The organism is Luteirhabdus pelagi, from assembly GCF_016827595.1.
Taxonomy (GTDB): Bacteria; Bacteroidota; Bacteroidia; order Flavobacteriales; family Flavobacteriaceae; genus Luteirhabdus; species Luteirhabdus pelagi.
In genome coordinates, this window is record NZ_JAECMS010000002.1 from 678,966 (window position 1) to 693,485 (window position 14,520).

General features: G+C 42.5%; 16 protein-coding genes and 1 tRNA gene. 8 read left to right on the forward strand and 9 right to left on the reverse strand.

Features of this window, described 5'->3' with window-relative positions; all coding sequences use genetic code 11:
• Window positions 1-5: 5 nt before the first annotated feature.
• Genes I4Q58_RS07885 through I4Q58_RS07910 form a run of 6 tightly spaced genes read left to right on the forward strand, consistent with a single transcriptional unit; the run spans window position 6 to window position 4,388 of the window.
• Window positions 6-461 carry a nuclear transport factor 2 family protein gene (locus tag I4Q58_RS07885; protein WP_203295339.1) on the forward strand — a complete coding sequence of 152 codons (456 nt, stop codon included), beginning with the start codon at window positions 6-8 and terminating at the stop codon, window positions 459-461.
• On the forward strand, window positions 458-877 hold the full coding sequence (locus I4Q58_RS07890; RefSeq protein ID WP_203295340.1) for a YybH family protein: 420 nt from the start codon (window positions 458-460) through the stop codon (window positions 875-877). Before I4Q58_RS07885 ends, I4Q58_RS07890 begins: the two co-directional genes overlap by 4 nt.
• On the forward strand, window positions 878-1,243 hold the full coding sequence (locus I4Q58_RS07895; RefSeq protein WP_203295341.1) for a BlaI/MecI/CopY family transcriptional regulator: 366 nt from the start codon (window positions 878-880) through the stop codon (window positions 1,241-1,243).
• On the forward strand, window positions 1,240-2,715 hold the full coding sequence (locus tag I4Q58_RS07900) for a M56 family metallopeptidase (protein ID WP_203295342.1): 1,476 nt from the start codon (window positions 1,240-1,242) through the stop codon (window positions 2,713-2,715). The genes I4Q58_RS07895 and I4Q58_RS07900 overlap by 4 nt, the downstream gene beginning before the upstream one ends.
• Window positions 2,712-3,851: a tetratricopeptide repeat protein gene (locus I4Q58_RS07905; protein ID WP_203295343.1), complete on the forward strand. Its 1,140-nt coding sequence runs from the start codon at window positions 2,712-2,714 to the stop codon at window positions 3,849-3,851. Before I4Q58_RS07900 ends, I4Q58_RS07905 begins: the two co-directional genes overlap by 4 nt.
• Window positions 3,852-3,896: 45 nt before the next feature.
• On the forward strand, window positions 3,897-4,388 hold the full coding sequence (locus I4Q58_RS07910; protein WP_203295344.1) for a hypothetical protein: 492 nt from the start codon (window positions 3,897-3,899) through the stop codon (window positions 4,386-4,388).
• Here the strand turns inward: I4Q58_RS07910 and I4Q58_RS07915 are convergent.
• From I4Q58_RS07915 to I4Q58_RS07925, 3 genes are read right to left on the reverse strand one after another with little or no spacing between them, the layout of a single operon-like run.
• On the reverse strand, window positions 4,378-5,271 hold the full coding sequence (locus I4Q58_RS07915; protein ID WP_203295345.1) for a hypothetical protein: 894 nt from the start codon (window positions 5,269-5,271) through the stop codon (window positions 4,378-4,380). The two genes, I4Q58_RS07910 and I4Q58_RS07915, sit on opposite strands and share 11 nt — an antisense overlap.
• 36 nt (window positions 5,272-5,307) lie before the next feature.
• Complete coding sequence (locus I4Q58_RS07920; protein WP_203295346.1) at window positions 5,308-6,444, reverse strand: glycosyltransferase family 2 protein; 1,137 nt, start codon at window positions 6,442-6,444, stop codon at window positions 5,308-5,310.
• Complete coding sequence (locus tag I4Q58_RS07925; RefSeq protein WP_203295347.1) at window positions 6,441-7,436, reverse strand: lysylphosphatidylglycerol synthase domain-containing protein; 996 nt, start codon at window positions 7,434-7,436, stop codon at window positions 6,441-6,443. Before I4Q58_RS07925 ends, I4Q58_RS07920 begins: the two co-directional genes overlap by 4 nt.
• Here I4Q58_RS07925 and ruvC point away from each other — a divergent pair.
• Window positions 7,417-7,968 carry a crossover junction endodeoxyribonuclease RuvC gene (gene ruvC, locus I4Q58_RS07930; RefSeq protein ID WP_203295348.1) on the forward strand — a complete coding sequence of 184 codons (552 nt, stop codon included), beginning with the start codon at window positions 7,417-7,419 and terminating at the stop codon, window positions 7,966-7,968. The two genes, I4Q58_RS07925 and ruvC, sit on opposite strands and share 20 nt — an antisense overlap.
• A 6-nt stretch (window positions 7,969-7,974) precedes the next feature.
• On the opposite strand, the gene serS is transcribed toward ruvC, so the two are convergent.
• The 6 genes from serS to I4Q58_RS07960 form a co-directional block, all read right to left on the reverse strand.
• A complete protein-coding gene (gene serS, locus I4Q58_RS07935; RefSeq protein ID WP_203295349.1) occupies window positions 7,975-9,246 on the reverse strand; it encodes a serine--tRNA ligase in 1,272 nt (423 codons plus the stop codon).
• A gap of 45 nt (window positions 9,247-9,291) precedes the next feature.
• On the reverse strand, window positions 9,292-10,629 hold the full coding sequence (locus I4Q58_RS07940; RefSeq protein ID WP_203295350.1) for an HTTM domain-containing protein: 1,338 nt from the start codon (window positions 10,627-10,629) through the stop codon (window positions 9,292-9,294).
• On the reverse strand, window positions 10,622-11,554 hold the full coding sequence (locus tag I4Q58_RS07945; RefSeq protein ID WP_203295351.1) for a bifunctional riboflavin kinase/FAD synthetase: 933 nt from the start codon (window positions 11,552-11,554) through the stop codon (window positions 10,622-10,624). The genes I4Q58_RS07940 and I4Q58_RS07945 overlap by 8 nt, the downstream gene beginning before the upstream one ends.
• Before the next feature lie 2 nt (window positions 11,555-11,556).
• Window positions 11,557-12,189: an aminoacyl-tRNA hydrolase gene (gene pth, locus I4Q58_RS07950; protein WP_203295352.1), complete on the reverse strand. Its 633-nt coding sequence runs from the start codon at window positions 12,187-12,189 to the stop codon at window positions 11,557-11,559.
• A gap of 81 nt (window positions 12,190-12,270) precedes the next feature.
• Window positions 12,271-12,945, reverse strand: coding sequence for a 50S ribosomal protein L25/general stress protein Ctc (locus tag I4Q58_RS07955; RefSeq protein ID WP_203295353.1), 675 nt, complete (start codon window positions 12,943-12,945; stop codon window positions 12,271-12,273).
• Window positions 12,946-13,177: 232 nt separating this feature from the next.
• Window positions 13,178-14,119, reverse strand: a complete 942-nt coding sequence (locus tag I4Q58_RS07960; RefSeq protein ID WP_203295354.1) for a ribose-phosphate pyrophosphokinase — start codon at window positions 14,117-14,119, stop codon at window positions 13,178-13,180.
• Between the two features lie 125 nt (window positions 14,120-14,244).
• Here I4Q58_RS07960 and I4Q58_RS07965 point away from each other — a divergent pair.
• Window positions 14,245-14,326 (forward strand) — tRNA-Leu (locus tag I4Q58_RS07965).
• Window positions 14,327-14,520 lie beyond the last annotated feature (194 nt).

Below are 14,520 nucleotides of genomic sequence, written 5' to 3' on the forward strand. Positions count from 1 at the left end.
TAACTATGAAAGCAATTGCAACAGTATTGATTGTTATTAGCACTACTATCGGCTTTTCACAAAGTGAAGTCGATAAGGAAGGTGTTAAAACGGCATGTATGAATTATTTGGAAGGATTTTATGAGGGCGATACCCTAAAGTTGAAAGAAAGCTTACAGCCTGAATTGTACAAATTTGGATTCTACAAAGGTCGAGATAGTGAAACCTACAATCAAGTTTCACCAATGACCTATGAAGGTGCAATAGCGTTTGCCAAAGGAGTGAAGGAAAAAGGAAATTATCCCAAACCCGATGCGCCCAAAGAAGTTGAAGTATTGGATATAGGTAATACCATTGCGGCTGCTAAGGTTACCGCGTGGTGGGGCATCGATTATCTCCTATTATCAAAACGTGAAGAGGGCTGGATGATTGAACAGGTGCTTTGGGAAGGGCCCTTGGAGCGTAAAAAGGCGAAAGGATGAGAACACTTTTGTTTTTACTATGTATGGCCGTTCCGCTATCACAACAAGCACAATCGGTAACCGATCAAGTGCTGGCACAAAATCGCGCCATGGAAACAGCCTATAATGCAGGAAACCTAACCAAGATAGCCGACTACTATACGAAGGATGGATTGGTTATTGGTCCCCAAAGCCAAGTGGAAGGCCACGAAGCTATCGTCAATTATTGGAAAGGTCTGGAAGGTCGCCATGTGGATTGGGAATTGGAAAATATCGAACTTTTGGAGTATGGCGAAGCGGTGGTGCAACGTGGTATTTCACATTTGCGGTATTATTACAATGAAGAAATCGTACAATCGGATGTTCGCTTCACGCTACTTTGGGTGAAAGAGGACGGCCAATGGAAAATTAAAATAGATCATTATACCCCTTTATAAATGAAACAACTTACTAAGGCAGAAGAAGACATTATGCAGGTGCTATGGGACTTGGAAGAGGCAAATGTGGCGTCGGTTATCGACCAGCTCCCAAAGCCGAAACCTGCTTATAATACGGTTTCGACAATAGTCCGGATTTTGGAGAACAAAGGCTTTGTCGACCACCGAAAGGAAGGTCGTGGCTATGTTTATTTTCCTATCATTCCGAGAACGGAGTATAGCAATCAGCGGCTGAATAATTTCGTTGAAGGCTACTTTCAAGGATCGTTCAAGAGCATGGTATCCTTTTTTATGAAGAAGAACGATATCAGTCTTCAGGAGTTGGAGGAAGTGCTTCAGGAAATCGAGAAAAACAACGAAAAATGATACACTATATCTTACAAACCATAGCATTTCAGCTACTGTTTTTGTTGCTATATGAAGTGTTTCTGAAACGGGAAACCTTCTTTCAGCAGAACAGGTGGTATTTGTTAGGAACGTCGGCCTTGAGTTTTGTACTTCCCTTGGTGAAGTTACCCGCCCTGCAAAGTGCCATACCTTCGCAATATCAAATTCAGTTGCCAGCAGTACTTCTGGGTGAACCATCGACCACGACTACTTCAACCCAGCTACCAGAGGTGTTAATGCAGTCGAATACTGAAATGATAGTAACCGTTTCCCAAATAGCAGTTTCACTATGGATCATCGGTATGATAGGTAGCATAATTTGGTTGGCATATAAAGGACTTAAACTACATCAGTATATAAAAAATAATCCTTCAGAAAACTACCACAATGCTACTGTGAAGATCGTGCCCGGGAAGCATGCGTTTTCGTTTCTTCACTATATATTTTTAGGCACTGAACTTTCTATCTCGCAGCGGGGAATCGCGCTTCAACATGAATATGTTCATATAAAACAAAGGCATTCATGGGATTTGCTCTACTTCGAAATCCTTCGAACGATATGCTGGTTTAATCCGTTGCTATATCTTTTTCAACAGCGCATTACTTCGGTACATGAATATTTGGCCGATAGTGCCATTACCAAAAACATTTCAAAAACATCGTATTGCAATGAATTGTTAGCATCTGTTTTTCAAACGTCTGCTATATCGTTCACCAATACTTTTTTTAATCATTCATCAACCCGCTTGAACGTTTTGAATAAATCATTTGTTTTTCAGAACGGACAGGTCAAAAAACGAATTCTTATGTTACACAGTAAACAATCAACAACAACAAAGCTTTGGAAGTATCTATTGGTGCTTCCCTTACTAGCAGGAATGCTAGTGTACACCTCATGCTCGCAGGAAGTGGAAAATGCTACAGATGAGAATCTTTCGCAGCAGATTTCGAATTTAAAAATGTCGCTTGAAAACAAAGAATCCCTGTCGCAAGAGGAAATGGCGCAATTTAAAGCCCTATTTTCTAAAGCCACCCAACTCTCAGGCGATTCCAATATAAAAGTTGAGTATACCGACGATAACTGGGATGAAAGCGATTCCCCCGTTCCGTTTACGGTCATCGAAAGGGTTCCTGTATTTCCAGGGTGTGAAGGCATGGAAAACGAAGCCGCCAAAAAATGTATGTCGCAGAAAATTGCATCACTCGTAGCCGAGAACTTCAACACCGATGTCTCTAAGGATTCAGATATAAACGGCAAGCAACGCATCTTTGTTCAATTTAAAATTGATGCGCAAGGAAACGTGGTCGACACCAAGGCGCGTGCCCCGCATCCCGAACTTGAAAAGGAGGCCCTTCGCGTAATCGAAATGCTGCCCCAAATGACACCGGGAGAACATAGAGGAAAGCAAGTAGCCGTCATCTATTCATTACCCATTATATTTGAAATATGAGGTTTGTATTAGTTGCAGTACTTCTTTTTTGTAAAATAGCCGAAGGACAAACACCTTCGGCTGTTTTTGATTTACGACAAGCTGATAGTCTTTTTGCCATTGGAGCCTACCAGGAAGCAATTGCTATTTATAAAGAAATAGAGGGTGCCGAAAAGCAGTTGGCCGAAGTCTACGCAACTATTGGAAACAAAACAAAAGCCAGAGCGTATTACAAAGCGTACATAATTAGTCATGACAACCATGTTCGGGAGCAATTTCAATATGCAAAGCTCAGTTATGAAATGGGCTATTTGACGGTTGCCGATTCGCTATTTCAATCACTTATCCAAGCACATCCTACCAATGCCACCTATCTATATTATAGCGGAATGCTTCAGGAAAACAGCAGCGATTCCTTAGCTACTGAAACGTATAAAAAAGTACTTCAACTAGCGCCTTTGCACACCGATGCCATGTACAAAGTGGCACGCTATACATTGCAGAAGCGTAATTTTAAGAAAGCGGATTCTATAGTATCAATCGGCTTGACGGTTGATCCTGAAAGTCGAAGGTTTCTTAATCTTTCGGCCTTACTTCACTTTCATACCGAACAATACGATGAAGCCATTTCCCTCTATCAAAACTTATTGGATAGGAACTATGATACCGTTCAGCTTCGGGAAAATCTAGCTGAATGTTATGTAGAAACCCTACAATTTGAAGCGGCAATCGATCAATACAACCATTTGGTGAAAGCCTATGGCGATGATAATGCGGAGTGGCATTATCAGTTAGGGTTGGCAAATATGTCGCTTCGGTACGATGACGTTGCCGAGAAGCATTTCAAACGTGCGCTGGTGTTACAGGATATACCCGTCGACTATCTGTATCTTAGCTTGGCAACGCTTTACAATAAACAAAAAAAGTATAAAGAAGCCTACCAAGCTTTTCAACAGGGGATAAAGGAGAATCCAGAAAATGAACTGGCAGTCTTTATGCTGGCTACAGCGGCCGATAATTATTTCAGTGATAAATCGCTTATAATTAAGCATTACCAAAATTATTTGGGGCAATTTGGCGATAAGGGGCGGTTTTCGGAACTATGCCAGAGAAGAATTCGAGATTTGAAGGAAGCAATTCATTTCGAGGGCAATTGATAACGCCTTAAATTTTTGTACTTTTCGCTTCCTTAACTAATTGGAATGCGAATTGTTTTCTACATGCTACTGACGAGCTTTTTCACTTCTTGTCAATACTTCGAAACGGAAAAAATTTCTTCGGAAACCATCGTAGAAGAAGAGTTGAAAACCATCGATTGGAAGGCTGTCGACCAATATCCGCTGTTCTCTGAATGCGAATCGTTTACCGATAAGTCGAAACAAAAGGAATGTTTTGAAAAGGCTCTCATTTCACATATCCAACCTGCACTAACTGGAAACGATGAGGTATCGATCCATAGCTTTTCCGATACGATTTTATTAAGACTCTCGATTTCCGATCAGGCAAGGATAGGGGTGCAATCCCTTGAGATTGATAGTTTGGTTGAAGCCGAACTTCCATCCCTTCGGAAGCGGTTGCTTGCCAAAATCGATTCCATTTCCTTAATCGCGCCAGCCTATAAAAGGGGCGTACCTGTTAAGACAGCTTTCTCCTTACCGATAATTTTAAAAACAGAAGATTCGTCTATAAGGTGAACTTATACCCCAAGGTGAAATCGACCGGAAACTCACCATTGCTATCCACGCCAAGTCCTACGATATCATTGTAGGTGAAGAACAAATAACCTTTTGCCAATTTGATATCGGCGCCAATTCCAAAGGTCGCTGGACTGTTGAAATCGCCTCCGGATACCTCTTCGGTAATCAATACGGCTGGTTCGTCATCCAGCGTATCGGGATCTAGATATGTAATTTCCTTTGTGGAATACGTATAGGCTACAAACTTCCCGTTTGCATACACATCAATCGCATCGGATTTGATAAATTTAAAGCGATAGTTTAATGAGGCCTGTGTGGCTGAAAACTTATATTCCTCATTTTCAAAAACATGCTCAAAACGAAATACTAACGCGTGCCGACGAAGATTCTCTTCTTCAAGAAGCTCAAGTTCAAAACCTACCGTAGGTAAATATATATTGTCTGGATTTTCACTGAAAATGGAATTGGTAATACCCGCCAATGGTCCTAATCGCCAGGTGACTGCCACTCCGGGATCGGAGGCTACAAATTCCGTTGAAACTTGACTGTTGTAGGTATTGAAAAACTCTCGCAGACTGGGCAGCGTCAATTTTAGATCTTCAGTAGATACGTTTCCATCATCAGTCGCTTTTTGTAAGACATCTTTATACTCCTCAGTATAGACACCATCAACTTTTTCGTTTTTCAATTCTGTGATAAACGCATCCTTCTGTAAAAAATAACGATAGGTGTCATTCTCGGTAGTCCAAAGTAAGGAAATTGGACCGTCTACTTCTTTATTGAGCGTTAAGGTTTCATTTCCAAAGGTGTAGGTTTCCTGACTAAAAGAAGTATATACCGTAGTAAAAATCAGGCAGAGTAAAAGCAGGGCACGTTTCATAACAGATTGGGTTTTATGCTGCTAAAGATAAAAAATTTATCGGGTTACAGGTCTTTTTTTATGGCTGCGTCCTTTCCAACTATAGCGTCCCGAAAAGGAAGAGAACACCACCCAAACGGTTATGAATGGATACATGAGAATGGAAAGCACTAACAGCACTTTCGAAGTATTTCCTTTGCCAAACCTTACTTCATTCATGCTTAGAAATATACTATCAATCACAGCTTTCACACCCCATAGCAAAAAAAATATTTCAATATTAGAAAATAGCCATCCGAAGAGTAGGTAGAAGTTTAGTAGAAAGACCAAAAAACCAATTCCCTTCGAGAGCCAAGACTTTTGTGCTGCTGTTTTGGAGGCCCAACGAATACGTTGTTGCACCAATGCTTGCCAGGTAGGTTCAGGATATGTCTCAACACTAGCATCTGTATGCATCACATAATTTACACGCTTTGGAAACTGTTGCGCCATTTTTTCCAATAGAAAAATATCGTCACCGCTGGCTAAATGGTCATTTCCTTGATAGCCGCCTACTTCATTAAATGCTTTTTTCTGAAAACACAGATTGGCACCATTGCAGAGAAAAGGGTTTTGCATTCCAAAACTTCCGGCACTAACCGACTGTAAACTGATGCCATCCCAATACTGAAATGCTTTTGCAAAGGTTTGTTGATACCGGTAGTGAACACTTCCACATAACATTACAGATGTATCTTGAAGAAGTTGATTGTTGAAATGCTGAAGCCACTGCTCAGGAACCGTACAATCGGCATCGGTAGTGATGATGTACTCAAATGTTGCATGCCGAATTCCTTTTGTCAGTGCATCTTTTTTGGGTGAATTTGAAAAACGTTCATTTTGAAGTAGGGTGAAGCGGAGTTCTTTGTTGTTTTGGTTTGAAATGATCTGTTGAAGAATGACTTCAGAAGTATCGGTAGAACCATCATTTATTAAAATCACCTCATACAAATGAGAAGGATAGGACAGCTGCTGAAGCGAACGGACTAGGGCTTCCAAATGTTCGGCTTCATTCCGAAAAGGGATTACAATTGAAAAGCGCGTCTGCGGAGGACGTTTCCCAATTGACCGCTGTTGAAACCTCCTTATGCCCAGTTGTAACCAGAGGAGCAGCAACATATATAGCACCAACATTAGAATTCCGATCCAACTCATGACGATGGAAGTCTAGTAGTAGTAACAAAATAAGAACCGATCAATGCTGGAAGGGCGAAATTCAACAGCCAAACGGACAATACGGTGGCAATAACGACAGTTGCTGGAATGGAAAGCAAGGAAAATAACCAGACCGCCACACTTCCACGAATGACGACATCGGCCAATACAAAACTTGGAACAATGGACACCAAGAGGTACATAGCGGTTAGGTAAGGCCATGTTTCAACAAAGGAGATATCGGCTCCAAAAAATTGTAACAGCAGATAGAATAGCGTTGCGAAACATGCGTAGCGCGCCACCGATAAGCCAAAGGTTTTCAGATGAAGCGACTGTGATAGTTGACTAGCCTTTCGCCATAGGAACTCAAGCGAATACCCTGATTTTCCCACTTCTTTCTTCCAAAGAGAAAAGGCAATCAACGCCAATCCGATAAGTACGGCACCAACGACCATCATTTCCTTCAAATTATAACTGAAATGGTTTTGAGACGATAGGAATATAAGTCCAACCGTTCCAAAGAGAAGCGTGGTAAAAAGTTGCCATCCGTTATGAATGGCGTTAAGGAACAGAATCTTCTTGCGTTCCGATTTCGTATAGAAAAAGACCTTTCCGGCATATTCTCCCAATCGGTTTGGTGTGGGTAGTGAAACCGTAAACGCAGCAAAAACCTGTTGCACGCTTTCGGTTACATTCAGCTTTCGAACGGTGGAGGCAAGCTGTTTCCATTTCACTATCTCGAAACACCAATTCCCGATGGTTAGCAATGTAAATACTACCAACCAACCTATATTTTTGAAGTTCAGTTGGATTAGGATCTGCTGCCAAATAGCTTTTTCGTATTGCTGTAGCTTCTGAAACAAATACCAAAAACAGGCGCCCAGCAAAAATAGCTTTAGGGCAGGCCACCAATATTGTGTAGCTTTGTGAACGAGCACCTTCATACCTACGAAGGTACGGAAAGTAAGGCGTATGGCTACTGAAAAAATCATTTTGGGAATCGATCCGGGAACGACCATCATGGGCTTCGGACTTATAAAAGTGGTCGGTAAGAAGATGGTTTTCATGCAGCTAAACGAGTTGAAACTTTCCAAACAGGACGATCACTATGTCCGATTAAAACAAATTTTCGAACGCACCATTCAGCTTATCGATACCCATCACCCCGATGAGATTGCCATTGAGGCACCCTTCTTTGGAAAGAACGTACAGTCCATGCTAAAATTAGGACGTGCCCAAGGGGTTGCCATGGCTGCTGGCTTGTCACGCCAAGTTCCGATTACGGAATATTCGCCTAAAAAAATTAAGATGGCCATCACCGGAAATGGAAATGCCAGCAAAGAGCAGGTGGCTAGAATGCTTCAAAGTACCTTGGGATTAAAAAAGCTTCCAAAGAATTTGGATAGTACCGACGGCCTCGCTGCTGCGGTCTGTCATTTTTACAATCAAGGGCGTATCGAAACGGGCAAAAGCTATTCCGGCTGGGCTGCTTTTGTAAAGCAAAATGAAGATCGCGTAGGGTAGATTCTACTACGAAATCATATCAAATCCGCAGTACGGCACCAGTACTTCTGGAATTTTAATGCCTTCTGGGGTTTGATAATTCTCCAAAATACCCGCCAATACTCTTGGTAATGCTAAAGCACTTCCGTTTAATGTATGCACTAAGCTGTTTTTGCCGTTTTCATCCTTATAGCGAAGCTTCAGTCGATTGGCTTGAAAGGTCTCAAAGTTTGATACAGAAGAAATTTCCAACCAGCGATCCTGAGCTGTAGAGAATACTTCAAAATCGTAGGTTAGGGCAGCAGTGAAACCAAGGTCGCCACCACACAGTCGTAATACGCGATACGGTAACTTCAACTCGCGAAGGATATTCTTCACATGTTCTACCATACTATCGAGCGCCGCGTAGCTATTTTCAGGTTTTTCAATCCGAACGATCTCCACCTTATCAAATTGGTGCAAGCGGTTTAGTCCGCGCACATGTGCTCCATAACTGCCCGCTTCCCTTCTAAAACAAGGGGTATAGCCGGTACAGGTTATAGGTAGTTCGTTCTGCATCAACAAATCGCCACGGAACATATTGGTAACGGGTACTTCCGCCGTTGGAATCAAGTATAAATCGTCGTTGCCAACATGGTACATCTGACCTTCCTTATCGGGTAACTGACCCGTACCAAAGCCGCTGGCTTCATTTACCAAATGCGGCACTTGATATTCGGTGTAGCCTGATTCCACATTCTTATCCAAGAAATAGGTAATCAAGGCACGTTGTAAACGAGCTCCTTTTCCTTTGTATACAGGAAAACCAGCGCCCGTAACCTTCACCCCAAGTTCAAAATCGATGAGATCATATTTTTTGGCTAATTCCCAATGCGGGAGGGAACCTTCATCCAAAGTAGGAATATCGCATTCTCTGGATACTTCTTCGTTGTCGTTTTCGTCGGTTCCAGCGGGAACGCTTTCGTGTGGAACATTGGGTATGTTGTACAACAATTTCTGAAGTTCTTCTTCAGCGTTATTGAGTTGCTCCTGAAGTGCTTTAGACTGCTCTTTTAGTTCGGTGGTTTTTTCACGAAGGGCATTGGCCTCCTCTTTTTTACCACTTTTGAAGAGCATTCCGATTTCCTTTGAAAATTTGTTGCTTTCCGCCAAGGTTTCATCCAATTTGGCCTGCGAGCTTCGACGTGTTTCGTCTACTTCCAATACCTTTTCCAATTCGGTTTTCGCATCGATGCCACGTTTTGAAAGTGCCTGAATGTATTGCTCCTTATGTTCGCGTATTTGGTGTACTTGCAACATGTTGTAAAGTGTTTTTTAGAAGCTGTAAAGGTAGAAAAATTCGACTTATTTTGAAGCTGACTTCTTATGATAATCTGAAGGAGAAGGTAAGATCCAATCGTGGTGTTCGAAGTGTTTCCATTTTTCTGCGGCTAAATCCACTTCGGGGTCGATATACGGGAAATACGGACCTCCGTTCACCTTCACCCGACTATCGACATAGATAGCCACATCGCGTCCTTCCGCCGCTTCCTTGGCTTCAATGCGTTGCACCAATTGCCATAGCATATCAGGTTTGGCCTTTACCGACCGGCGTTGCTTGGCTGTTAGCATCTTGCCATAATTGTAGCGTTTGCGTTCTCCAGTCGCTTTGTCTTCAACCCAAACAGTTAAAATACCCCCCTTACTTCGTAACATCATTCGCCAGCTGAGTCGATGACCTTCTTCCGTCCAAAGCACATCATCCACAAAAAACCAATGGCGCAGAGGTAAGGCGATTTGTATTGCGAAATAGACGCTAAAGACGCCGATAAGAAACGGTTTGTAATTGGGAACGATTACTTCGCCTTTGGTATATAAAGTTTTCTTCGGAAGAATACGTTTCTTCAGGGTTTCAGGGGTGAAGAAAAATAGGGCAAATGCAATACTCATATAGGGGAAAATCCCAATCAAAAATACAAAGGAGTTGAAAAGATGAAAAAACACGGAGATGATAAATCCTAACAGACGTGTTTTTCGCCATAACAACAACGGGACGATTAATAAATCGAAAAAGATGCCTACGTAGGTAATACACCAGTGCACCCAATTCAATTGTAGAAATTCACCGATGAGCCAGTAATCCTTCTTGCCTTTCATGAACAATTCGGCGATGGTGGTATCCAACCAATCGGGATAGAATTTCGCCACGGAAGCGTAGGTGTAGACAATCCAAATTTGGGCAATGACCACGACATAAACCCATCTCGCCATGGAGGGCGATTTTATGTTGGAATTGAACTTTGCATCTAAAGAAAACCATCTATTAGCAGGTAGAAAAACCATCAGCCAGCACAATAACATCATTAAATAATAATGGTTGTTGTAGGAGGATTTTTGCATGAGATACACACAGGTCCACATAATGGCATAGCACGCCATGCTAAAGCGATATTTATAACCGAGCATCACGAGCAAGCCAAAAACTCCCATTACCGCAAAGTAGATATACATGCCATTTCCCGGTAGGGGTTGCAGAAATTCAAAACCGATAAAGTTGAAGGTGAAATCGGGTTCCACGAGCGTTCGTCGTAACCATCCTGTAGCGATGGCGCCAAAGGCTTCAATTGCGATCAATGCTCCGAACACTACCCGCCAAAGGACGAGTCCGATATTATCGACCTGTTTGAATAAAAACCTATCCATTTTGTTCTAAATAATCACGGGCAAAAGCCTCATCTTGCTGAATCGCTTCTTTCAAGTCCTCTTTCGAGTCGAAGGTTTCTTCATCCCGAATATGGGTCAGGAATTCGAGCTTTAGGTTTTTCTCATATAAATCGCCATCAAAATCGAGGAAATAGGTCTCGATGGTTTTCTTCTTGCCACCAACTGTCGGATTGGTGCCGATACTTGTAATTCCGATGGTCTTTTCACCATTAATACTCGCCTGGGTCACGTACACGCCGTTTTGCGGTATGAGTTTATACGTTTCGCTAGGCTTTAGGTTGGCGGTCGGATAGTCAAGGGTTCGTCCGATCGCCTTTCCCTTCACCACTGTACCCGTTATCATATAGGGATAATTCAGGTATTTGTTAGCAGTGGTAATATCGCCGCTTTCGAGCGCTTTCCGGATCTTGGTGGAGCTAACGGCTACTTCATCCAATTCCTGGGCGTTGATTTCTTCAACTTGGAAACCGTAGGTTTCACCAAACTCCTTAAGGTCGTTAATGTCGGCGGTTCTATTTCTTCCGAAGCGGTGGTCGTAACCGATAATGATCTTTTTAGCTTTTAACTTATTCACCAGGAAATCGCGCACGTATTCTACAGCGGTTAAACGTGAAAACTGTTTGGTGAAGGGGTGAATAACGAGATGGTCCAAGCCGGTTTTGGAAAGAAGTTCTTTCTTTTCGTCCAAGGTGTTCAACAACTTAAGGTCGCTATTTTGTTGAAGCACCATTCTTGGGTGTGGAAAAAAGGTAAGCAACACCGAATCCAGATCGTTTGCCTGTGCCGTTTCCGCGAGGCGTTTTAGGATAGCGGTATGACCGATATGTACGCCGTCGAACGTTCCGATGGTCACTACGGATGAGCGTTCGTTTTGGTAGGCGGAAGCAGGTCGGTGTTCTTGCATGATTAGCTTCCGTTAAATTGGTTCATGGTATTGGCCATTCCTGCCAAGCCAAAGGATTCGATGGCTGCAGCCGCTTTCTTTAGGCGTTCCGGAAGTTTGGCTTCTTCTTCCTCGGACCATTCGCCCAATACATAATCTACTTGGCGCCCTTGGCTGAAATCGTCGCTTATTCCGAAGCGAAAGCGATTGTATTTGTTGGTCTGTAGTACGTTCTGGATGTCTTTTAGTCCGTTATGACCACCATCGCTACCTTTACCTTTAATGCGAATGGTTCCGAAGGGAAGGTTAAGATCGTCGGTAACCACCAATAGGTTTTCCAGTGGAATATTTTCCTTATCCAGCCAATAGCGAACAGCTTTGCCGCTAAGGTTCATAAAAGTGCTGGGTTTCAATAATAGAAAGCTTCGCCCTTTTTTCTTGTGAAGGGTAACATCGCCAAGTTTCGCTGTTTCCCACGTTAGATCGTTTTGTTCAGCGAGGTAATCGACGATTTTAAAACCGATGTTGTGACGGGTATTATGGTATTTAGGGCCAATGTTTCCAAGGCCTGCAATGAGGAATTTTTTCATAGGGTCGCTTTCTGAAAGGTAAGGGGTTTTGTTGGAACCGAAAAGCTTTTTAAAAAAGGACAGCATTCACGTTTTGTTTCAAACGTAAAAATAAAAAAACATCCCGACAGTGCGGGATGTTTTCTATACTTGAAAAGCGAAAAACGCTTATTCTTTTGAAGTATCTTCGGTCGCTTCTCCGCCTTCGGCTGCTCCTTCAGCACCTTCAGCTGCTCCCTCTTCACCTTCTACTCCTTCTTCATCTTCTTCTTCCTCGTCAACTTCGTCAACGATAGCAGTACGTGAAGTTCTTACTTGACAGATTACTGTCTTTTCTGGGTGAAGGAATTCGTATCCTTCTTTTTCGATATCCGAAAGTTTACGAACGTCACCGATTTTCATTTCAGTGATATCTACACCGATAAAATCGGGAAGATCCTTAGGCAAGGCACGTACTCGGAAACGACGGTTGATAATACGAAGTACACCACCGTTTTTCACACCACGAGCGTTACCAGAAACACGTACCGGAATGGTCATGCTTACAGGCTTGTCTTGGAACAACTGGTAGAAGTCGATGTGAAGGATCTCGTCTGTTACCGGGTGGAATTGGATATCCTGCAAGGCAGCATCCACTTTTCCGTCGTCGCCCATATCAATAACAACTGTGTGTACGTCTGGGGTGTAAATTAAGTTTTGAAACTCCGTTTTGTCTGCTGAAAAATGAAGTACATCATCCCCTCCGTAAACTACGCAAGGAACCTGTCCAGCATTACGTAAGGCTTTTGTTGCACGTTTGCCCACGCTTTCTCTTTTAGATCCGTTGATTGTAATTGATTTCATTTCAATATTTTAAATTAAAAAAATCGCTTCTTTTTGAAGCGGGTGCAAAGGTAGTCTTTTTTAGAAAATATGGAAAAGAAATGTTGGAATATGTAGTTATTAGTGAACGGTGAACGGTGATTGGTGAACAGTGAATGGTCAATACTATCCAGGGAAGCGTATAATTTTAAATTTCTTGACTCTTGACTCGTCCGCTCTAGACTCTGAATTCATAACTCTTAACTTATAAGCCTTACATTAAAAACTTGGAGCTAATCGACTTATTTTCATTTACGCTTACCATGACTTCAGCAAAGAGCTTAGCACACGTTAAAACCCTGATCTTCTCGCTTTCTTGCCGCAACGGAATGGAATCGGTTACGATAAGTTCTTCCAATTTTGAATTTTCGATTCGGTCGTACGCACTTCCGGAAAGAATTGGATGTGTACAAATAGCGCGCACACTCAAAGCACCGCGTTCCATCATCAGGTCGGCTGCTTTTGTGAGGGTTCCTGCTGTATCGACCATATCGTCGACAAGGACCACGTTCTTTCCTTGTACATCGCCAATTAATTCCATGTGAGAAATCACGTTTGCTTTTGCTCGTTGTTTATAACAGATTACAACGTCACTTTCCAACGCCTTGGAATAGGCATAGGCACGTTTCGACCCGCCCATATCGGGGGAAGCGATGGTAAGGTTGTCTAGGTTTAATTTTTTCAAATAAGGCAGAAAGATTGTAGAGGCGAATAGGTGGTCGACAGGTTTTTCAAAAAAGCCTTGAATCTGGTCGGCGTGAAGATCCATGGTAATAATTCGCGTGGCACCCGCTGTTTCCAACATCTTAGCAACTAATTTGGCGGCAATGGGAACACGCGGTTTGTCCTTTCTGTCCTGACGCGCCCAACCGAAATAGGGCAGTACTGCTGTAATGTGACGTGCACTGGCACGTTTAGCGGCATCGAGCATGAGAAGCATTTCCATAAGATGATCGCTGTTTGGAAATGTAGAGCCAATAATAAATACGCGACTTCCCCGAACAGACTCTTCGAAGGAGGGTTGGAATTCGCCATCGCTGTAGGTTGAGGTAATGATATTACCCAGTGGAATGCCAAAGGCTTCAGCTATATCGGCAGCGAGTTTTGTGCTTTGTTTACAAGGGAAAATCTTAGGCTCTGGAATTGGAACAGACATCAGGAGTTATTTTAATAATTGGCTGTTCGCAAAGGTAAACATTATCTTGGAACGCGGATTAGGAAAAACTGTTTTTGAAAAGCGTTTAATTTTATAAAAATTATGTATTTTTGCCGTCCCGAAATGCCTTGGTGGCGGAATTGGTAGACGCGCTGGATTCAAAATCCAGTTCTTTCGGGAGTGTGGGTTCGATTCCCACCCAAGGTACAATAAACCTCAAAAAAGGTTGAATTACGAGCGAGCTTCAAAAATGAAGCTCGCTTCTTTTTTGAAGTTATGCGAAGTGATTCTTTTTGAGGTTTTCACGCGGAGCGTGAAGGGAACTTTGGCAGCGCCAAAGAATCCCATCCCGATAATGTTTTTGCTAAGACTTCCTTTTTGTTTTTAAGGAATTCCTTTTT

Excerpts from the sequence above, each read along its gene's own strand:
- I4Q58_RS07885 (WP_203295339.1), top strand. The coding sequence starts at position 6 with ATGAAAGCAATTGCAACAGTATTGATTGTTATTAGCACTACTATCGGC.
- I4Q58_RS07890 (WP_203295340.1), top strand. The coding sequence starts at position 458 with ATGAGAACACTTTTGTTTTTACTATGTATGGCCGTTCCGCTATCACAA.
- I4Q58_RS07895 (WP_203295341.1), top strand. The coding sequence starts at position 878 with ATGAAACAACTTACTAAGGCAGAAGAAGACATTATGCAGGTGCTATGG.
- I4Q58_RS07900 (WP_203295342.1), top strand. The coding sequence starts at position 1,240 with ATGATACACTATATCTTACAAACCATAGCATTTCAGCTACTGTTTTTG.
- I4Q58_RS07905 (WP_203295343.1), top strand. The coding sequence starts at position 2,712 with ATGAGGTTTGTATTAGTTGCAGTACTTCTTTTTTGTAAAATAGCCGAA.
- I4Q58_RS07910 (WP_203295344.1), top strand. The coding sequence starts at position 3,897 with ATGCGAATTGTTTTCTACATGCTACTGACGAGCTTTTTCACTTCTTGT.
- I4Q58_RS07915 (WP_203295345.1), bottom strand. The coding sequence starts at position 5,271 with ATGAAACGTGCCCTGCTTTTACTCTGCCTGATTTTTACTACGGTATAT.
- I4Q58_RS07920 (WP_203295346.1), bottom strand. The coding sequence starts at position 6,444 with ATGAGTTGGATCGGAATTCTAATGTTGGTGCTATATATGTTGCTGCTC.
- ruvC (WP_203295348.1), top strand. The coding sequence starts at position 7,417 with ATGGCTACTGAAAAAATCATTTTGGGAATCGATCCGGGAACGACCATC.
- I4Q58_RS07925 (WP_203295347.1), bottom strand. The coding sequence starts at position 7,436 with ATGATTTTTTCAGTAGCCATACGCCTTACTTTCCGTACCTTCGTAGGT.
- serS (WP_203295349.1), bottom strand. The coding sequence starts at position 9,246 with ATGTTGCAAGTACACCAAATACGCGAACATAAGGAGCAATACATTCAG.
- I4Q58_RS07940 (WP_203295350.1), bottom strand. The coding sequence starts at position 10,629 with ATGGATAGGTTTTTATTCAAACAGGTCGATAATATCGGACTCGTCCTT.
- I4Q58_RS07945 (WP_203295351.1), bottom strand. The coding sequence starts at position 11,554 with ATGCAAGAACACCGACCTGCTTCCGCCTACCAAAACGAACGCTCATCC.
- pth (WP_203295352.1), bottom strand. The coding sequence starts at position 12,189 with ATGCTGTCCTTTTTTAAAAAGCTTTTCGGTTCCAACAAAACCCCTTAC.
- I4Q58_RS07955 (WP_203295353.1), bottom strand. The coding sequence starts at position 12,945 with ATGAAATCAATTACAATCAACGGATCTAAAAGAGAAAGCGTGGGCAAA.
- I4Q58_RS07960 (WP_203295354.1), bottom strand. The coding sequence starts at position 14,119 with ATGTCTGTTCCAATTCCAGAGCCTAAGATTTTCCCTTGTAAACAAAGC.